Genomic DNA, 18700 nt, shown 5'->3' on the forward strand with positions numbered 1-18700 from the left:
TAACAACTCAATCAAATTACATTAAATAATTTCAATAAATTGCTTGGATTGTTTATCTAATGCCTCTGCTGCAGTTGCAATTTCAGCAAAATCATTTGTTGTAACATTAATTTGACCATTTGTTTTTTCTACTTTTTCAGCGATACGTGTAATATTTTCCGTGACTTGTCCAATCTCTCGCTCTATGCCCTCAACATTACTTTTCACTTCTGAAATAGATTGCTCCACTCTTATGGAAAGCTTTCTAACCTCTTTTGCTACAACATCAAAGCCTCGGCCATACTCACCTGCTCTTGCTGCTTCAATAGCTGCATTTAAAGCAAGTAAATTTGTCTGAGACGCGATTTCTTGAATGGTTTTCACAATACCTTTAATGGATTCAGCTTGCTTCTGTAGCTGCGCAAGATTTCTAACATTATCGACTGACTCTTGTGAAACCTCTTTGACTGTTTCCAGTAAATCCTCACAATTTTGAATACCAGCCTCTGATCGGCTATGAAGCTCTTTAGACATGATCTTTAATGTATCAGCTACATGAACAATTTCATTTTGGCGTTCAGTAATATTAGTTGCAATTTTCGATACGCCAATAACCTTTCTTGAATTATTAGCAAAGACAGGCATATAGGTAGCCTCAAGCCAAATCTTATTTCCGCTTGCATCCATTCTCTCGATTTTATCCTGATAGCTATTACCAGCAGCTAAGTTGCGCCAAAGTTTTTCGTAGTTTATGCTATTCGCAAATTCCGGTAAGCAAAAATCTTTATGATCCTTCCCTATCATTTCTTCCACTTTATAGCCTAATGCTTTAGCAAAAAGCTCATTTACATAGGCAACTTTACGCTCCATGTCAAAACGGATAATGGCTATATTTCGCTCAATTGCCTGCACTACTAGATCATCCGTAACTTGTGTATCTAATATTTTCTGCATAACCCACACCTAACTCTCCCCTAAAATTTTACTTAAAAATAAATTATTTTACATCAACAGCCCTTATAAAGATTATTTATTACAAAAAAACATGGGCACATTACGAGGGCACTGAAAAACTTACGTTTTCATAAAAGCGAACCTTTCTCAGATAAAAATAAGGCACTTCTTGTTCAATGTTGAACAGGAAGTGCCTTATTTCTGTCTCTATTCCTTATTCATTTTCGTTTAGTAACTTTAATATCCGTTTCAAATTGACAGCGAATATCGTTGTAGCACCTTGAATTTCCATGCCAAATAGACCCGCAGTCGATGCCGTATCGTACCCGTGTCCGTTTTTTAATTCACTATTCTTCGCTTCTACTTTGTAGCGATTTGCGGCTAATTGCTTAAATGCTTCCGTATTTTGAAATGCCTCTTGTTCGGCATGTGTATCCGACTTAATTGTGACAGAATATGTTTTACTTTTTGCGCCTTTTTTATAACAGCCCTCTCTCATTGGACATACTTTGCATTTTTCAATGTCAAAATAATATGTCTGACTTTGACTCTTACTCGTTCCTTTTTTACCCGTACGTGCTTTTCTTGTCGCGAGATGACCGGCCTTACAAACAAACATTCCAGCGTCTTTATTAAACTCAAACTTGTCTTCTTCTTTTCGTGGTCCTTGTGTAAGAATAGGATTCAACTTTGCCACAAGCGCGATTTTCTCTTCTTTTGTATATTCGATATTTGCCTTTTCAGAGTAAGCTGCGTCTCCAATAACTGTATTAATTTTCATACCTGCTTGTGTGCTTTTTTCAATTAACTCTTGAAGATATTTTCCATCGCTTTTTTCACCTGTTGTAATGACAGCCGCTGTAATAATACGTTCATCACTCAACGCGATATGTGTCTTATACCCGAAGAAAGAAGATTCCGACGTCTTATGCCCTTTTTGCGCATCCGCATCAGAAGAGTAATTTAGATGTTCTTGGAAATCTTCTACGACTTCTTTTAAAACATTCAGCTTTTCTTTGACAGATGGCATTTGTGCAATTTGTGGTTCCTTTTCAATGACTGAAATAACTTCCTTACAGTAAGTTAACTCATCCTTTACTTCGTTAGAAGTGGTCTTTGTGGGGAATTTGTCTTTCATCGATTCGTCAATTTTGTAGACAGCTTTTCGAGCGTTTTTTGATTTCTCTTGTAAAAATTCTTTAGGCGTTTTTTGGTTGTAACGTGCTTTTGTATGTGTGGCATCCACAATAATCGTTTGACTGTTGATGATTTTTTTCTCCAATGCGATCTCAACTGTTTTCCCAATGAGCATGTCTAATAAGCTTACGTCTTGAAGACGAAGCCGACGAAATTTTGTAAGCGAACTTGAATCAATGACTGGATCTTCTGGCGCCATATCCAAGAAATATTTAAATGACATATCGTACTTCGAACGCTCTACAAGGTCGACGTCTGATACATCATAAATTGCTTTTAATAATAAGTACTTAAACATACGAATTGGAGGAATGGCATTACGTCCATTGTCTAAACAATATTTTGTTTTTAACTCTTCTAAAATGAATGAAAAATCAACAAGTTCATTGATTTGGCGAAGTATATTATCTTTTGGCACAACAATATCGTAGATCGCCATATATGGACTTAAATTAAGGGTTTCTTGATTTGAAATCATGGGGGGCACCACCTGCACATTAATTCTTTTATTATAAAGGAAAGCGTGACTAAAATAATAGTGTGAAACATTGCGTTGTTTGGAGAAGCATCGCTCGACTCCTGCGGGAAAGCGAGACAGACGAGACCCCGCACGAAGCGAAGTGTAGGAGGAGGCTCGGCGCTCGCCCGCGGAAAGCGAGCGGAATGCTTCGGAAAACAACAGTAGAGTCACAATGTGAGAAGATATAGACTTTTTCAGTGCCCTCGCACATTACCCATGTTTTTTTAAAAAATGTAATACTTCTTGCGATGTAGTAGCTACATGAATAATTGATTTTTGTTCAGCACGTATAAAGCCTTCCTCAAACATTTTTTGAAATTGTTGTAGAAGCGCATCATAAAAGCTGTTTACATTATATAAAATTATTGGCTTTTCATGTAGTCCAATTTGTGCCCACGTAAACACTTCAAAATATTCATCCATTGTCCCGCCACCCCCCGGTAGGGCTATAAAAGCATCTGCTAACTCTACCATTTTGGCTTTACGTACATGCATAGACTCAACAAAATGAATTTCTGTTAAAGAAGCATGCGCTAATTCCCGCTTCTGTAAATGTGTTGGCATTACCCCAATAACCTCTCCGCCAGCTGCTAATACTGCGTCTGCTACTTTTCCCATTAGCCCTGTTTTCGAACCACCATAAACTACACCATGACCATTTTGAGCTAATACAGTCCCTAATTCGGCTGCCTTGTCTGCATAAATTGGGTTTACGCCTAACCCAGAACCACAATACACCGCTATTCTTATAGTAATCCCTCCTATTTCAAAAGACGTGACACAATAAGCTACATATTGTCTCACGTCTTTTTGATTATTTATTTTCTTCAATTGCTTGAGCCTGCCACTTCGCTCTTGGCCAGAACGCCATAATTTATCTTCCTATTGTTTTAGAAATATTAGCTTTAATAAACCTTCTATTTACGTAAATGGCTTGTTTGTTTTAGCATATGACTGATGCGGCTCACAATTGATTCAATTGCTTCAGGATTTTTTAATAAATCATAATCATTAATGTCTAAACGTAGAACTGGGCATGAATTAAAGTTATTGATCCAACTCTCATAACGTTCATGCATTTCACACCAATAATCATTCGGTGTTTGCTGCTCCATCGCACGACCACGCTCTTGAATACGTCCAATAACAGAATCAATTGGTCCTTCTAAATAAACAAGTAAATCTGGATGCGGGAAATATGGCGTCATCACCATAGCATCAAATAAATTTGTATAAGTCTCGTAATCTGTTGGGCTCATTGTACCTTTGTCATAGTGCATCTTTGCAAAAATTCCTGTATCTTCATAAATTGAACGATCTTGAATAAACCCACCGCCATACTCGAAGATACGCTTCTGCTCCTTAAAACGCTCCGCCAAAAAATACACCTGTAAATGGAAACTCCATTTTTCAAAGTCCTCGTAAAACTTATCTAAGTATGGATTTGTATCCACCTTTTCAAATGACGTACGAAAGTTTAACGCCTCTGCTAGCCCCTTTGTCATCGTTGATTTTCCTACACCAACCGTACCAGCGATTGTAATGACTGTTTGTGGAGGAATATCGTATTTCTCTCTCAAATTCATTGCTGCAAGCTCCTTTGTTGTAACGTATCCTTTATTGTTTGTAAAACATATTTCAAATCATCTGGATTTTTAACAAAATCAAGCTGATCGCCATTAAATCGAATAACAGGAATTTCGGGATGCATTTTCTCAAAATGCTCGATAAAGGTATGATAATCTGCCACAAGTTGTTCCATGTAATCTCGTGAAATCATTTTTTCAAATTCACGACCACGCATCGCAATACGTTTCATCAACGTATCCACACTAGCGTGTAAATAAACAACTACATTTGGAACAGGCATATCTTTCGTTAATATTTTATATATTTCTTCGTACTTATCATACTCTGTAGACGCCAATGTACGCTTTGCAAATATTAAATTTTTAAAAATATGGTAGTCCGCTACAACAGGTTTTTCATGTGTCAAACGGAATTTTTTAATATCTGATAATTGTTTATAGCGATTACATAGGAAGAACATTTCTGTTTGGAAGCTCCATTCCTCAATGTTCTCATAAAACTTATTTAAAAAAGGGTTTTCGTCTACTATTTCTTTTAATAGATGGTAATTAAATGTCGCTGCAATCTCTTTCGATAAAGAGGTTTTACCAACACCAATCGGACCTTCTACCGTAACAAATGGAATCGTCACCAGAAGCTCCTCCTTTATGTTCTATGGATTCTATCGTCATTACCCCAGCTTTGAGGCTTTCATTATATCAATTATGCCTCGGCATAATTGCGTTTGGAATCGGCTTTATGCTTAGGCCGACACGATGTCGGTCATTTCGGTAATGCCACAGGACGTGGTGTTTTTACCGATGCAGGTCAGTTAGCCATTATCGCATGGATACGATGATTCAAAAGACATTTGTAACTGCCGTTTCACTTACGTTACATAAAACACTTGCTGAAAGAAGTTAAAAATGAGTCAGTATTTTTCATTGTATCATAGTGAGAAAATGAAAAACAGAATCAAGCCAGTTCTCTATTAAATTTGGCAACAACAAACGACACGAAAAAAATAGACCCACAAAAGTGGATCTATCGTTACTCTTATAATTTAACTCGCTGTAAACGTAGTGCATTTAAAACAACAGATACCGAACTAAACGCCATCGCTGCACCCGCTACCCAAGGAGCTAACAGTCCAAATGCAGCAATCGGAATACCTAATGTATTGTAAGCAAATGCCCAGAATAAGTTTTGTTTAATGTTACGCATTGTTTTACGACTCATAATGATGGCATCTGCAATACTGTTTAAATCACCACGAATTAGCGTAATATCTGCTGCCTCCATTGCAACGTCGGTACCAGTACCGATTGCCATCCCAATATTAGCTGTCGCAAGTGCGGGTGCATCATTAATGCCATCACCAACCATCGCCACTTTTTTACCCGTAGCTTGCAGTTTTTTTACTTCATCTGCTTTGCCTTCTGGAAGAACTTCAGCAATCACATGATTCACGCCAACTTCTGCTCCGATTGCTTGTGCTGTACGTTCATTATCACCAGTCATCATAATCACAGTAATACCCATTTCTTGTAGACGATGAACTGCCTCTTTTGAAGTATCTTTAACTGTATCAGCAACTGCTACTAGGCCAGCATACTGACCGTTAATAGCAGCTAACATTGCAGTTTTACCGTTTTCCTCTAGTTGCTCCATTGTTGGTAGAATATCATCAATATAAATTCCGTATTGCTGCATTAATTTACGTGTACCAATTACAACCCCTTGACCAGAGACAGTCGCTTGCACACCGAAACCTGGTATCGCTTCAAAGAATTGAACATCTCCTAGCTCAATACCACGATCGGCAATGCCTTGAACAATAGCTTCTGCTAACGGATGCTCTGATTGCTTCTCCGCTGCCCCAATTAACGATAAAAAGCGTACTTCGTCTTGATTTTCTGTTAGTACGATATCCGTTAAGACAGGTTTGCCGTGTGTCACTGTACCTGTTTTATCAACAACCACTGTGTCAATGCTTTGAGTTTGCTCTAAATGCTCTCCACCTTTAAATAAAATACCAAATTCCGCCGCACGACCTGAGCCCGCCATAATAGATGTTGGCGTTGCTAATCCAAGCGCACATGGACATGCGATCACAAGAACTGCAATTAATACTTCAAGTGCTGGCGTAAACTCACCTGGTTGCACCCAAATAATCCAAACTAAAAACGTGACAACAGCAATGCCTACAACAATGGGTACAAATATACCTGAAATTTGGTCTGCTAAGCGTTGAATCGGTGCTTTTGAGCCTTGTGCATCTTCTACAACTTTAATAATTTGAGCTAATGCTGTATCGCGACCCACTTTAGTTGCTGTCATTTTAATAAAGCCATTTTTATTAATAGTTGAACCGAATAATAGGTCACCTTGCTTTTTATCAACTGGTAAACTTTCTCCAGTTAACATTGATTCATCAACAGCTGTTGTTCCTTCTAATACTTCACCATCGACTGGAATTTTTTCACCTGGTTTTACTAAAATAATGTCCCCAATAGCTACTTCTTCTAATGGTACTTCTTTCTCAACACCGTCTCGAATAACGACCGCCGTTTTCGCTTGAAGTCCCATTAATTTTTTAATAGCTTCTGACGAGCGACCTTTTGCTTTTGCCTCAAATAATTTACCTAATAAAATTAAAGTAATTAATACTGCACTTGTTTCAAAATAAAGGTGAGGGCTATGATGTGATCCTGCAGTTACAATAGCTTGATACACACTATAAAAATAAGCAGCAGATGTGCCCATTACGACAAGTACATCCATATTGGCACTACCATTGCGCAAAGCTTTATAGGCGCCAATATAAAATTGTTTTCCAATGATAAATTGAACAGGAGTAGCCAACACCATTTGTACCCACGGATTCATTAAAAAATCGGGAACATATAAAAATGATGTAAATGAAAAATGCCCTACCATCGTCCAAAGTAGTGGTAATGAAAGAATGGCCGATAAAATAAATTTATGTTGCTGTTGCTTGATGGCCTGTTCTCGATGATCTACTGTCTCTTGCTCATCTGCTTTTTGATGCGCTTCATATCCTAATTTTTCAACCTTCGCAATAATATCTGCAATCGTCACCTCAGATGGGTTAAACTCTATAGTTGCTTTTTCCAGCGCTAAGTTTACGTTTGCAGAGGATACACCTGCTAGTTTATTTAAACCCTTTTCTATCCGTGTTGCGCAGGCCGCACATGTCATACCTGTAATATCGAATTCAGTTTTTTGTTTAACGACACCATAACCAAGTGCTTCAATTTTCTTTTCAAAGTCTTCTTCATTTAGTTTTGTCGGATCGTATTTAATGGACGATTTTTCAAGAGCTAAATTAACCGTCGCTTGTTCTACACCATCCATTTTATTTAAACCTTTTTCTATACGAGTGGCACATGCCGCACATGTCATACCTGTAATTTGCAAATTCGCTTCCTTTATTTCTGAACTCATGATTATTTCTCCTCCCTACATACCAACAGGGGGTATGTGTAATTGAAAATAATAGAGTGCTACTTGAGCACCCTATTTATATTATTTAACGTCATAGCCTTGATCGTCGATTGTTTCTTTAATTTGATCTAGAGATACTTGTGTTTCATCAAATGCTACATCTACTAAACCATCAGCTAAGTTTACTTTTACTTGTTCAACGCCTGCTAAAGCTCCAACACTTTTTTCCACTGAGTTTACACAATGTCCACATGACATTCCTTGTACGTTTAATGTTACATTTTGCATAAAATATCTCTCCTTTTAATTTAGGTACTATATAGGGGTATATATTTATTAAAAAAAATCGAGTGTGTTGATTAATTATTTTAAGCTCTGATTTCCGCTACGGGCTACAATCAGTAAAAATGGACATATATTAGAAAAATAATAAATCTATATTTTCCTAATCAACACGCCTGAAAAAACTTTTACTTCTTCATTAATTTTTGAATGGTCACTACTAATTCATCTAACACTGCTTCATCACCTTCTGATAGGCGATCTACTACACATCCCTTTAAATGACCTTCTAATAATATTTTTGCTACACTATTTAAAGCAGACTGTGTGGCAGACAGTTGCGTAATAATATCATCGCAGTAAACATCTTTGTCAATCATCCCTTTAATGCCTCGGATTTGACCTTCGATTCGATTTAAACGAGTCGTTAAATCTTTTTTTACGCGTTCAGGATGATGGCTTTTTCGACACGACATACCTTCCTCTGTATGACAAACATCCTTTTTCACTACATCCTCCATACAATGCACCTCCTACTCACACTCATCATACTATACCCACGAAGGGTATATAAAGTGTAAAAAGAACTAAATATTTTTATTAATGATGATGGTGATGATTCGATTGCTCAGTTTTTATTGTACATAAAATGGATTGATCATGCTTATGTGCTACTGTTTCCAGCTGAATCGTTACATGCTTTATGCCCTTATGCTCAAGATTATGTTCAATTTCCCGTAATATATGCTCACCATCCGCAATTTTTAGCTGATCATCGACAACGGCATGACAAGAAAGTGCATTTGTTCCACTTGTTATTGTCCAAATGTGTAAATCATGAATGCTATGAACGCCATTTGTTTGTACAATAGTTTGTACGATTTCTTCAACGTCAACGTTTGAAGGTGTGCCTTCCATGAGAACATGGACAGCTGCCTTCGTTACATAGTAGCCGCTTCTTAATACTAATGCTGCAACAATAACACTCGCAAGTGGATCAGCCCAGCCCCAGCCAAAAAACATTATTAACAGTGCGGCAACGATGGCCCCTACAGATCCAAGCATATCACTTAATACGTGTAAATAAGCTCCACGCATATTTAAATTTTCTTTTGTATCACTGCCACGCATCATAATCCATGCTACCAAAATATTTATTAAAAGACCTATCGTACTTATTACTAGCATACCTGTAGTTGCCACTTCTGGTGGATTGGCAAAACGTTCAATTGCTTCATAGAAAATAAATAAAGCAATAAAAATTAATGTCACACCATTTAAAACTGCAGCTAAAATTTCAAATCGTTTATATCCGTATGTTTTACTATAGCTCGCAGCCTTTTCTCCAAACATAAAAGCAAGCAAAGCAATTGCCAAAGAAATGGAGTCACTTAACATATGTCCTGCATCGGATAAAAGAGCCAAACTATTTGTTAAATAGCCACCAATCGCTTCAACAACCATATAACTCGTAATAATAATGAATGATAAGATTAACACCTTTTTATTTGCGCCATGTGTATGGTCATGGCCATGATCATGCCCCATATTTTATCCCTCCATTAATACTAGTTATGTGCAGCATGCTCGATAGCTTGCTTTAATAAATTCATAATGTGATCATCATCTTTTGAATAATATAGAGTTGTACCTTCTCTTCTAAATTTCACTAAACGTAAATTTTTCAAAAAACGCAATTGGTGTGAAACTGTAGATTGACCTAAATCTAAAATTTCAGCGATATCGTTGACCGAATGCTCATCAGTGCACAATAAATTTAAAATACGAATTCTCGTCGGATCACTTAAAGCTTTAAATGTTTGTGACACAACAAAAAGTGTCTCTTCATCTAAATGTTGATCGTTAGTAACTTGAACTTCTATCTTTTGTAATTTTCCATCCATTAGTTTACCCCCAAAAGTCTATATTTATATATGAGCATGTGTTCATATATAAATATAGATGGTTGCTTTGAATATGTCAACGTTTTAACTTCTTACTGAATCCGGACGCATTGTTTATCTGTGCGAAAGCGAAGCGACAGCAACGATTATACGGAGACATATTTGATAGTAGCAATTGTCAATTAAGCAGGATACACTAAATGATAAGGAGAGATCATAGTGGATATTTTTGAAACAGACCGATTGTTTATGAACAGTGCACTGGAAGAAGCTAAAAAAGCAGCTTTACTTGGAGAAGTGCCAATAGGAGCTGTGCTTGTATATAATGGAGAGATTATTGCACGAGCTCATAATTTACGAGAAACAACACAAAATGCAACGACGCACGCTGAACTAATGGTTATTCAAGAGGCTTGTAAAAAAATAGGTAGCTGGCGTCTTGAAAAAACAACACTTTATGTGACACTTGAACCTTGTCCTATGTGTGCAGGTGCCATTTTGCAATCTCGTGTGCCTCGTGTTGTATATGGGGCAAGAGATATAAAAGCAGGCTGTGTAGATTCACTCTACCGTTTATTAAACGATGCACGCTTTAACCACGAATGCGAAGTAACAGAAGGAATTTTAGCTGAGGAATGTGGACAAATCTTAACCGATTTTTTCAGAGCATTACGTGAACGAAAAAAAGCTGAGAAAAAAGCGCGACAAGCATTAATATCTAACAATGAAGAAATTTAAAATAAAAGAAGGTATCTCAATCTGAGAAACCTTCTTTTTTCGAATAGTGATAATTCTCTTCAACAAAAGATTCTCTATCATAAAAACTGGATGGCACATTAATTGTTAAATAATCGAATCAATTTCATAAATCATATTTTTCAAAAGCCTAGACTACTCCTATTAAGAAAACTTGCGTTTTTAAAAATTATGCTGCTTGAATTTGTACTTGTGATAAAGCATTCAGACGATCCACCGCTAACTTGCAGGCATTATAAATAAACGTCACCAGGTTGAAATGTAGTTTAGCTTTTCTTCCTGTTCTGTGACGGACATTGTTTAACTGAAAATATTGCTTTAGGTATGCATTTACACGTTCAACGGCTGTACGTTCCTTATAAAGTTGCTTCCATAGTTCGGAGCCTCGTGCTGGATACGTGAATTTTCGTAAATCTATGTCACATTTGATTTTGAAAACCTTCTGACAGAGGGAATCATCACGTAACGGACAGGTTGCACATTCCTTTGGCCTTGTGAATTTTAGTGTTCGGTATTTTTCGTCGAAGCTGTCATAGCGGTAGCTGTGTTCACGTACACAAGTCGGTCTGAAATGCTCATCAAATCCGAGATACTCGCCTTCATTGCGGACATTATAGGGAATGACTGCACGCATTTGATATTCGTGTAATTGACGGTAAATGGGTTCATAATCATACCCTGCATCCAAAATAGCGGTTGTAAAATGCCCTGGAAATTGGTCTTCTGCTTTCTTTAAAAGAGGAATCGCTGCTTTACTATCTGACAAATTAGCAGATGTCATGAGGCGTCTAACGATATATTGACTCTTGGTCGTCACCGCGAGATGTCCTTTAAAGCCAAACCAAAACGTATTTTTACCGTCACTGTTCTTTTTGATGCCCCAATTCGGTTCGATGGGGGCATCTTGCCACAGTGTCTCCAGTGGTGTGTCGAGTTGGTCCTTGATTTCTTTTTCATAAGTTGACTGATTGGCTTTGATTTCTACTTGTTTCGTCAGCCAAGCATCTCGTTCTTCTTTTGATTTTCGTCCACGTTTTTTTGGTGGTGCCGTCCCTTTTTTCACCGAAGGTTTCGCTGCATCGCATGATTCAAAATGTGTGGCATCTATAGCGAGATGTACATCGTTTAGAAAGCCTTCTGTCATGGCTACTTGTATCAATGTATCTTGCATCACATCAAGTACATCGGATTGACTAATGACATCAATCATTCGAGAATAAGACGCTTCAGAAGGCACAACATCAGAAACAAGAAATCCACAATCCAAGCGGAATAAAGGATCATTGACCAAACGTTTGTTTAAATCCTTGATTGTTGGAATACGTTCGACAATGCGAACAATGAGTGACTGTATCATAGCACCGTAATTTAATTCACGTGGAGCACCGCGTAACGTCTTTTTTGAAAATAGCTGAAAAATCGGCTGTACGTCGAAAGTGGCAAAAATCGCATCAAATCGATGGGAACTTTCCATTTTCAATAATTCTTGGATGTCAAATAGGCTCATTTGTTTTACAATAGTCATAGGGCATTCACCTCATTCAGTATGGTTTAGTTTCGTCGCTACCATTATACCGAATTTGGGGAGGTGCCCGTTTTTTATTGTTTCAGAATCCTTGATACTAAAGGGATTAAAATTATGAAATTAACTCAATCAGTAAAAAATTTCAATACATATAAATTATTGACATCTATAAACTGAAAAGGGAGAATATAACTAGTTATATTCATAGTAAGTAAATAGGGGGAGAGTATATTCATGCCTATTTTGGACAGAGTGAAGTTCGATGGATTACGTTCGCGTGATTGGTTAATCTACAAACATCCAACAGATAAGTTAGTGTTAGGTTCTACACTTATTGTTAACGAGGGGCAAGTAGCTATCTTTATAAAAGGTGGCCAAATATGTGATGTGTTTAATTCGGGTACACATATTTTATCAACAAATAACTTACCATTACTGCATAACATAGTGAATCTTGCCTATGGAGGGAAGACACCTTTTTCAGCAGAGATATACTTTATAAATCTTACGTCAAAAATGGATTTATATTGGGGTACCACTGATCCTATCCAACTGATTGACCCAAAATACTTTGTAAAACTACGTATACGAGCGTTTGGTCAACTGTCTCTTCGTCTTGATGATTATTTATTGTTCTTTACAGAAATTATTGGCTCTATGAATAAAGATGATATTGTTAGCTATGAAAAAGTACAAGATTACTTTAAAGGTTCTCTTATTACCTCCATAAAAACTGAACTTGCAAATAAAATTATTAATGAGAAAATTTCTGCACTTGAAATAACAACAGAGCTTAATAATATTTCAAATAGTTTAAAAGAAAAAATATCTAATGCATTCAGTGAGTTCGGCTTTATAATGGCCCATTTTCATATTCAATCCATCAACTTCCCCGAAGAAGATTTCGATAAAATAAATGAAATTTTACAAGATAAAGCTAAATTCGAAATTATGGGTGACAATCGTTATGTAACACAGCGTAGCTTTGATATATATGAGTCTGCGGCAGCAAATGAGAATGGTGTAGCCGGATTATTTGCTACAAGTGGGGTTGGCTTAGGGGTAGGACAAGGTATGGTAAATATGATGAACCAACAAGTACAACAGCCTACCAATAATGTCACACATAAAATATGTCCTTCTTGCCACGGCAATATTTCGTCTACTAGTAAGTTTTGCAATTTATGCGGTGAAAATTTAACGCGTAAGGTTATTACATGTCATTCTTGTCAGGGCGAAAACGAAGAATCATCAAAATTCTGTAGCTCTTGTGGAAATAGTTTACTTAAACCTGTTTGTTCATGTGGGCAAGAACTAGACATTACCTCAAAATTCTGTAATAACTGTGGCGCTCAAGTTAAATGAATTCAATAACTGGTTATCACCTTAAAGAAAAAAATAATGTCTAAAAAGAGATGCATAAAAACAATAATAATTGATTAGGAGATTTTAATATGAACAATGTTGACTGTCCCCAATGTGGTGCACCTGCTGATGTTGCATTAGCTCAATGTAAATACTGTGGTGAAAAATTCAATTTCAGTAATAAACAGCAAGTTGTGCAACAACCAGAACCAGTTTATCAACAACAGCCTCAACCTGTCTATCAAACACAGCCACAGCAAGCATTTATGTATGATGGGATCGACCCTTCTTGGCCTATAAAAAATAAAACGGTAGCAGGGGTACTTGCTATCTTTTTAGGTGGAATCGGAATCCATAAATTTTACTTAGGGAAAATTGGACAAGGTATATTGTACCTCATCTTCTTCTGGACATATATTCCGGCATTTATAGGCTTTATAGAGGGCGTTATTTACTTGCTTTCTAATGAACATAATTTCTCTGTGAAACATCGAGTTCGACCTCGCTAATCTACTTTAAAAAAGAAAAACTACTGTTGAGATTAAATTTTCAACAGTAGTTTCTTTTATTTTTCGATCCATTTTACTTTGGAGCAATTACTTCTTTTCCGCCCATATATGGTCTTAATACTTCAGGTATTACTACGCTTCCATCTTGTTGCTGATAATTTTCTAGGATTGCTGCTACTGTACGGCCAATTGCAAGACCTGAGCCGTTTAATGTGTGTACATACTCTGGCTTTGCATTTGGCTCACGGCGGAAGCGAATATTTGCTCGACGTGCTTGGAAATCTTCGAAGTTAGAACAAGAAGAAATTTCACGGTACATGTTTTGCGCCGGAATCCAAACCTCTAAATCATATTTTTTCGCTGCAGTAAATCCTAAATCAGCTGTACACATTTTTAGTTTACGGTATGGTAACCCTAATAATTGCAGTACTTTTTCAGCATGACCTGTTAATAGTTCTAACTGTTCATAAGATTCTTCTGGTTTTACAAATCGTACTAATTCTACTTTGTTGAATTGATGTTGACGAATTAAACCACGTGTATCGCGACCCGCAGATCCTGCCTCTGAACGGAAGCAAGCACTATATGCTGCAAAGCCTTGTGGTAATGCTTCGGCAGGTAAAATTTCATCACGATAGAAGTTTGTCACAGGTACCTCTGCTGTCGGAATCATGAAATAATCTGTGTCATCTAATTTAAAGACATCTTCTTCAAATTTAGGCAGTTGTCCTGTACCTGTTAAGCTATCGCGATTGACAATTACAGGTGGTAGCATTTCTTCATAGCCATGCTCTTCTGCATGTAAGTCCATCATAAACGTCATTAATGCTCGTTCTAAACGAGCACCAAGACCACGATAGAATAAGAAACGACTACCCGTCACTTTTGCCCCACGTTCAAAGTCAACAATTTGTAAGTCCGTAGCGAGATCCCAGTGTGCTTTAATGTCAAAATCAAATGTTGGTACCTCACCCCAAGTATATTCCTCTACATTATCGTCCTCTGTTGTGCCAACTGGTACAGATTCATGTGGAACGTTTGGTAAACGCATCATCATATCTTTAAAGCGTTCTTCTACCTCATTTAATTGGACATCTAACTCTTTAATTTCATCGCCAACCTGACGCATACGTGCAATGACTTCATCCGCATTTTCTTTGTTACGTTTCATAACAGAAATTTGCTCAGATACTTTATTACGTTCAGCTTTAAGCTCTTCTGTTTTTGCAATTAATTCACGACGCTTTGCATCTAATTCTTCAAAATCGTCTAAGTTTCCTAAATCCTCATTACGTGTTAACAGCATTTCTTTAATTTCCGCGAAATTGTCGCGCACGCGTTTAATATCTAACATCGTCATACCTCCAGTAGATTGTTAATGATGGGAAATATTTAGTAGAACACAAAAAAAGCCCTCATCCCCCAAAAGGGACGAGAGCTACCCGCGTTGCCACCCTAATTGACTAGACAATTTGCCTAATCCACTTATTTCATAACGGCATTTCAGCCGGCGACAGCCTACTTTATTAACTTCGACTGCGCAACTCCAGGACGGATTCACAAGTGCTTTTATCAGCTTCCACCACCCGCTGACTCTCTAAAAAAAACGTGCTTGCTACTACTTCCCATCATCGTGTTCAGTTATTTAAATTTTATCCATACTGTACTATATGAATTAAGATTTTGCAAGTCATACCATAGAAGATACAAAATATTCAAGAATACGTGCATCTGACGTTAATTCAGGATGGAAAGAGCAGCCTAATAAATGATCGTCCTTTGCTAACACGATTTTCCCGTCATGCTCTGCTAATACTTCAACACCTTCACCTACAGAAACAATATGTGGCGCACGTATAAAGACAGCCGGAATTGCTCCACCTATTTCAGGTATGTCGAGCTTCACTTCAAAGCTATCTACCTGACGTCCATAAGAATTCCGTGCAACTACCACATCCATTACAGCTAAATGTGATTCATAATCCACTAATTCCTTTGCTAATAAAATCAATCCTGCACATGTTCCAAACATCGGCAATCCCTGTTTTGCAAGTGTGCGAATTGGCTCCAATAGCTCATAGCGGTTCAGCAATTTCCGCATCGTTGTGCTTTCTCCACCAGGCAAGACAAGTCCATCAAGCTTCTCTAAATCAGCACTTTGTTTTACTAAGACCGCTTCGCATCCAAGTGACTCTAACATTTGCACATGCTCTCGAACCGCTCCCTGTAATGCTAAAACACCGATTCGCTTCATCTTACCAGCCTCGCTCTTGCATACGCTCATTTTGACTAAGCTGTGCAATATCAATGCCTTTCATTGGAACACCAAGTTCTTTTGAAATTTCAGCAATTAACTTGTAGTCCTTATAATGCGTAGTGGCCTCTACAATTGCACGAGCAAATTTCTCTGGGTTTTCTGATTTAAAAATACCAGAACCAACGAATACACCGTCCGCTCCAAGTTCCATCATTAATGCCGCATCCGCTGGCGTAGCAACTCCACCTGCCGCAAAATTCACTACTGGTAAACGGCCAAGACGCTTAATTTCTCTTAATAATTCAAAAGGAGCACCAAGTAATTTAGCCTCTGTCATTAATTCGTCCTCTGTCATGCCAACAACCTTACGTACTTGCGCATTCACTTTGCGAATATGGCGAACAGCCTCTACAATATTCCCCGTACCTGGTTCACCTTTAGTTCGTAACATGGAAGCTCCCTCACCAATGCGTCGAGCCGCTTCTCCTAAATCGCGACAACCACAAACAAATGGCACTGTGTAATCACTTTTTAATAAATGAAACTCTTCATCTGCTGGAGTTAATACTTCACTTTCATCAATATAATCGACACCCATTGCTTCTAAAACTCTTGCTTCAACAATATGTCCAATACGTGCTTTAGCCATTACCGGAATAGATACAGCCCCCATTACCTCCTCAACAATACGAGGATCAGCCATACGTGCAACTCCGCCCGCCTTGCGAATATCTGATGGTACTCGTTCTAATGCCATGACAGCTACAGCCCCTGCCGCTTCCGCAATTTTCGCCTGCTCTGCATTAATAACATCCATAATGACGCCACCCTTTTGCATTTCCGCCATCCCGCGTTTTACTAACTCTGTACCTGTTTGTTTCATGATTTCTAACCTCCACCTGTATGATGAAATTTAGTATAATAGAAATTGACCATATAAAAATATCCAGTTTACAAAATAATTATAAGGTCAGGAGGATTAGTGGACATGGACATGCTATTATTTCAACTAGAAAAAACTGGTGAAAAACCGCTCTATGATCAGCTTTATAGCGGCATTAAAGAGGCTATTATTACAAAGAAAATAGCAGTAGGAGAAAAATTACCATCAAAAAGAAAATTATCAGATTTTTTGAATATTTCTCAAACAACAATTGAAATTGCGTATGCTCAGCTACTTGCAGAAGGCTATATTATGTCAAAATCACGAGTTGGTTATTTTGTAGAGGAAATTGACGAGCTTCCGTATATTCAACAGGAAACAGTAGCTTCCTTAACCGAACAACCTAAAAAAAAATCGCACAAAATAGATTTTAATCCTGGTTCCATCGATATCGATGCCTTCCCTTTTCAAACATGGCGGAAATATGCGAAAGATCTCTTTGACAACGCCTCAAAGGAATTATTATTAACTGGTGAGCCTCAAGGAGAACGATCTTTACGTACGGAGATTGCTAATTATTTATTTCAATCACGTGGAGTTGTTTGTAGTCCTGAGCAAATTGTTATTGGCTCCGGAACAGAGCAACTTCTTCCAATGATTTTGCGCCTTTTTAGTGACGACACTTGCTTTGCGCTTGAAAATCCAGGCTATCCAGCTGTGCATCGTATGTTTTCCCAACATAAACGAAAAGTCTATCCAATTGCGGTCGATGATGAAGGAATTGTCATTCATGAGCTCGAAAAAACTAGCGCAGACGTTGTTTATATCACGCCATCACATCAATTCCCAACAGGAGCAGTATTATCAGCAACGAGACGTGCACAGGCTTTAAAATGGGCCGCACAAAGCTCCTCCCGTTACATTATAGAAGATGATTACGATTCCGAATTTCGCTATACCGGAAAACCAATTCCTGCACTTCATGCATTAGATCGAAACGATAAAGTAATTTATATGAGTACCTTTACAAAATCGTTAATGCCATCCTTGCGTGTTGCTTATTTTGTACTTCCACCAAAATTACTTGCTACTTATAATGATGTATTTAATTACTATTCATCAACCGTACCTCGTTTCGATCAACATATCGTAGCTAATTTTATGCGTGATGGTCATTTTGCAAAGCATTTAAATCGAATGAGGAAAATTTATCGAAAAAAGCATGAAAAACTCACTTCAATTTTAGAAAACTATTCTAATCAAATTAAAATTACTGGAGAGCAAGCAGGCATGCATATTTTACTTGATGTACAGCATGCTTTATCGGAAAAGCAATTACAGCAGCTTGCCTCCAATGCAGATATCGGGATTTATCCATTATCTGATTATCGCCTGGATCACTCCACAGCCTCACATGCTCAATTTTTACTAGGTTTTGGAAGTATACCTGTAGATGAAATAGAAGCGTTTATTGAAAAGCTAATGGACTGTTGGGATATACAGAAGAAACACCCATCAAATTGATAGGTGTT

The 18700-nt window shown here is 37.6% G+C and carries 18 protein-coding genes and 1 other annotated feature; of the genes, 4 read left to right on the forward strand and 14 right to left on the reverse strand.

All coding sequences use genetic code 11. The features are described from left to right. Window positions 1-21: 21 nt before the first annotated feature. The 10 genes from ACB089_RS24630 to ACB089_RS24675 form a co-directional block, all read right to left on the reverse strand. On the reverse strand, window positions 22-933 hold the full coding sequence (locus ACB089_RS24630; protein ID WP_374964338.1) for a methyl-accepting chemotaxis protein: 912 nt from the start codon (window positions 931-933) through the stop codon (window positions 22-24). A gap of 214 nt (window positions 934-1147) precedes the next feature. Next, complete coding sequence (locus tag ACB089_RS24635) at window positions 1148-2608, reverse strand: IS1182 family transposase (RefSeq protein WP_374964340.1); 1461 nt, start codon at window positions 2606-2608, stop codon at window positions 1148-1150. Window positions 2609-2860: 252 nt separating this feature from the next. After that, a complete protein-coding gene (locus ACB089_RS24640; protein ID WP_374964341.1) occupies window positions 2861-3481 on the reverse strand; it encodes a TIGR00730 family Rossman fold protein in 621 nt (206 codons plus the stop codon). 86 nt (window positions 3482-3567) lie between these two features. After that, window positions 3568-4236, reverse strand: coding sequence for a deoxynucleoside kinase (locus ACB089_RS24645; protein ID WP_368638700.1), 669 nt, complete (start codon window positions 4234-4236; stop codon window positions 3568-3570). Further along, window positions 4233-4871 carry a deoxynucleoside kinase gene (locus tag ACB089_RS24650; RefSeq protein WP_374964343.1) on the reverse strand — a complete coding sequence of 213 codons (639 nt, stop codon included), beginning with the start codon at window positions 4869-4871 and terminating at the stop codon, window positions 4233-4235. The genes ACB089_RS24645 and ACB089_RS24650 overlap by 4 nt, the downstream gene beginning before the upstream one ends. A 404-nt stretch (window positions 4872-5275) precedes the next feature. Beyond that, the gene (locus ACB089_RS24655) at window positions 5276-7687 is read right to left on the reverse strand and encodes a heavy metal translocating P-type ATPase (protein ID WP_374964345.1); all 2412 of its coding nucleotides are present in this window, start codon (window positions 7685-7687) and stop codon (window positions 5276-5278) included. 81 nt (window positions 7688-7768) lie between these two features. Further along, on the reverse strand, window positions 7769-7975 hold the full coding sequence (gene copZ / locus ACB089_RS24660) for a copper chaperone CopZ (protein ID WP_068986807.1): 207 nt from the start codon (window positions 7973-7975) through the stop codon (window positions 7769-7771). Window positions 7976-8157: 182 nt separating this feature from the next. Beyond that, a complete protein-coding gene (locus ACB089_RS24665; RefSeq protein ID WP_374964346.1) occupies window positions 8158-8490 on the reverse strand; it encodes a metal-sensitive transcriptional regulator in 333 nt (110 codons plus the stop codon). Between the two features lie 79 nt (window positions 8491-8569). Continuing rightward, on the reverse strand, window positions 8570-9517 hold the full coding sequence (locus ACB089_RS24670) for a cation diffusion facilitator family transporter (protein ID WP_374964348.1): 948 nt from the start codon (window positions 9515-9517) through the stop codon (window positions 8570-8572). A 20-nt stretch (window positions 9518-9537) separates the two neighbouring features. Continuing rightward, window positions 9538-9873: an ArsR/SmtB family transcription factor gene (locus ACB089_RS24675; RefSeq protein ID WP_374964350.1), complete on the reverse strand. Its 336-nt coding sequence runs from the start codon at window positions 9871-9873 to the stop codon at window positions 9538-9540. 219 nt (window positions 9874-10092) lie between these two features. Here ACB089_RS24675 and tadA point away from each other — a divergent pair, with 219 nt between their 5' ends. Next, window positions 10093-10611, forward strand: coding sequence for a tRNA adenosine(34) deaminase TadA (gene tadA / locus ACB089_RS24680; RefSeq protein WP_374964352.1), 519 nt, complete (start codon window positions 10093-10095; stop codon window positions 10609-10611). Between the two features lie 187 nt (window positions 10612-10798). Here the strand turns inward: tadA and ACB089_RS24685 are convergent, their stop codons facing one another. After that, window positions 10799-12154 carry a transposase gene (locus tag ACB089_RS24685; RefSeq protein WP_374964127.1) on the reverse strand — a complete coding sequence of 452 codons (1356 nt, stop codon included), beginning with the start codon at window positions 12152-12154 and terminating at the stop codon, window positions 10799-10801. Window positions 12155-12388: 234 nt separating this feature from the next. Here ACB089_RS24685 and ACB089_RS24690 point away from each other — a divergent pair, with 234 nt between their 5' ends. Together ACB089_RS24690 and ACB089_RS24695 are read left to right on the forward strand one after the other, a co-directional pair. Beyond that, entirely contained in the window at window positions 12389-13519 is a 1131-nt protein-coding gene (locus ACB089_RS24690) for an SPFH domain-containing protein (RefSeq protein ID WP_374964353.1), read from the forward strand. Between the two features lie 266 nt (window positions 13520-13785). Next, complete coding sequence (locus ACB089_RS24695) at window positions 13786-14028, forward strand: TM2 domain-containing protein (protein WP_236690751.1); 243 nt, start codon at window positions 13786-13788, stop codon at window positions 14026-14028. 73 nt (window positions 14029-14101) lie between these two features. Here ACB089_RS24695 and serS read toward each other — a convergent pair whose 3' ends face one another. The 3 genes from serS to pdxS all read right to left on the reverse strand — a co-directional run bounded on the left by serS (window position 14102) and on the right by pdxS (window position 17168). Further along, the gene (serS, locus tag ACB089_RS24700; RefSeq protein WP_374964355.1) at window positions 14102-15382 is read right to left on the reverse strand and encodes a serine--tRNA ligase; all 1281 of its coding nucleotides are present in this window, start codon (window positions 15380-15382) and stop codon (window positions 14102-14104) included. A gap of 70 nt (window positions 15383-15452) precedes the next feature. Next, window positions 15453-15669: a binding site (T-box leader), on the reverse strand. A 49-nt stretch (window positions 15670-15718) separates the two neighbouring features. Continuing rightward, window positions 15719-16282 carry a pyridoxal 5'-phosphate synthase glutaminase subunit PdxT gene (gene pdxT / locus ACB089_RS24705; RefSeq protein WP_374964356.1) on the reverse strand — a complete coding sequence of 188 codons (564 nt, stop codon included), beginning with the start codon at window positions 16280-16282 and terminating at the stop codon, window positions 15719-15721. 1 nt (window position 16283) lies between these two features. Then, on the reverse strand, window positions 16284-17168 hold the full coding sequence (gene pdxS, locus ACB089_RS24710; protein ID WP_068986813.1) for a pyridoxal 5'-phosphate synthase lyase subunit PdxS: 885 nt from the start codon (window positions 17166-17168) through the stop codon (window positions 16284-16286). A 105-nt stretch (window positions 17169-17273) separates the two neighbouring features. Between pdxS and ACB089_RS24715 the strand changes: the two genes are divergently transcribed. Beyond that, entirely contained in the window at window positions 17274-18692 is a 1419-nt protein-coding gene (locus ACB089_RS24715) for a PLP-dependent aminotransferase family protein (protein WP_374964357.1), read from the forward strand. Window positions 18693-18700 lie beyond the last annotated feature (8 nt).

Origin of the sequence: Lysinibacillus sp. RS10 (genome assembly GCF_041956855.1) — a bacterium.
In the GTDB taxonomy this organism is placed as follows: domain Bacteria; phylum Bacillota; class Bacilli; order Bacillales_A; family Planococcaceae; genus Lysinibacillus; species Lysinibacillus xylanilyticus_A.

Bases quoted from the DNA above. Each gene is read 5' to 3' on its own strand.
- ACB089_RS24630 (WP_374964338.1), bottom strand. From the start codon at position 933: ATGCAGAAAATATTAGATACACAAGTTACGGATGATCTAGTAGTGCAG.
- ACB089_RS24635 (WP_374964340.1), bottom strand. From the start codon at position 2,608: ATGATTTCAAATCAAGAAACCCTTAATTTAAGTCCATATATGGCGATC.
- ACB089_RS24645 (WP_368638700.1), bottom strand. From the start codon at position 4,236: ATGAATTTGAGAGAGAAATACGATATTCCTCCACAAACAGTCATTACA.
- ACB089_RS24655 (WP_374964345.1), bottom strand. From the start codon at position 7,687: ATGAGTTCAGAAATAAAGGAAGCGAATTTGCAAATTACAGGTATGACA.
- copZ (WP_068986807.1), bottom strand. From the start codon at position 7,975: ATGCAAAATGTAACATTAAACGTACAAGGAATGTCATGTGGACATTGT.
- ACB089_RS24665 (WP_374964346.1), bottom strand. From the start codon at position 8,490: ATGGAGGATGTAGTGAAAAAGGATGTTTGTCATACAGAGGAAGGTATG.
- ACB089_RS24670 (WP_374964348.1), bottom strand. From the start codon at position 9,517: ATGGGGCATGATCATGGCCATGACCATACACATGGCGCAAATAAAAAG.
- ACB089_RS24675 (WP_374964350.1), bottom strand. From the start codon at position 9,873: ATGGATGGAAAATTACAAAAGATAGAAGTTCAAGTTACTAACGATCAA.
- ACB089_RS24685 (WP_374964127.1), bottom strand. From the start codon at position 12,154: ATGACTATTGTAAAACAAATGAGCCTATTTGACATCCAAGAATTATTG.
- ACB089_RS24690 (WP_374964353.1), top strand. From the start codon at position 12,389: ATGCCTATTTTGGACAGAGTGAAGTTCGATGGATTACGTTCGCGTGAT.
- ACB089_RS24695 (WP_236690751.1), top strand. From the start codon at position 13,786: ATGTATGATGGGATCGACCCTTCTTGGCCTATAAAAAATAAAACGGTA.
- serS (WP_374964355.1), bottom strand. From the start codon at position 15,382: ATGTTAGATATTAAACGCGTGCGCGACAATTTCGCGGAAATTAAAGAA.
- pdxT (WP_374964356.1), bottom strand. From the start codon at position 16,282: ATGAAGCGAATCGGTGTTTTAGCATTACAGGGAGCGGTTCGAGAGCAT.
- pdxS (WP_068986813.1), bottom strand. From the start codon at position 17,168: ATGAAACAAACAGGTACAGAGTTAGTAAAACGCGGGATGGCGGAAATG.
- ACB089_RS24715 (WP_374964357.1), top strand. From the start codon at position 17,274: ATGGACATGCTATTATTTCAACTAGAAAAAACTGGTGAAAAACCGCTC.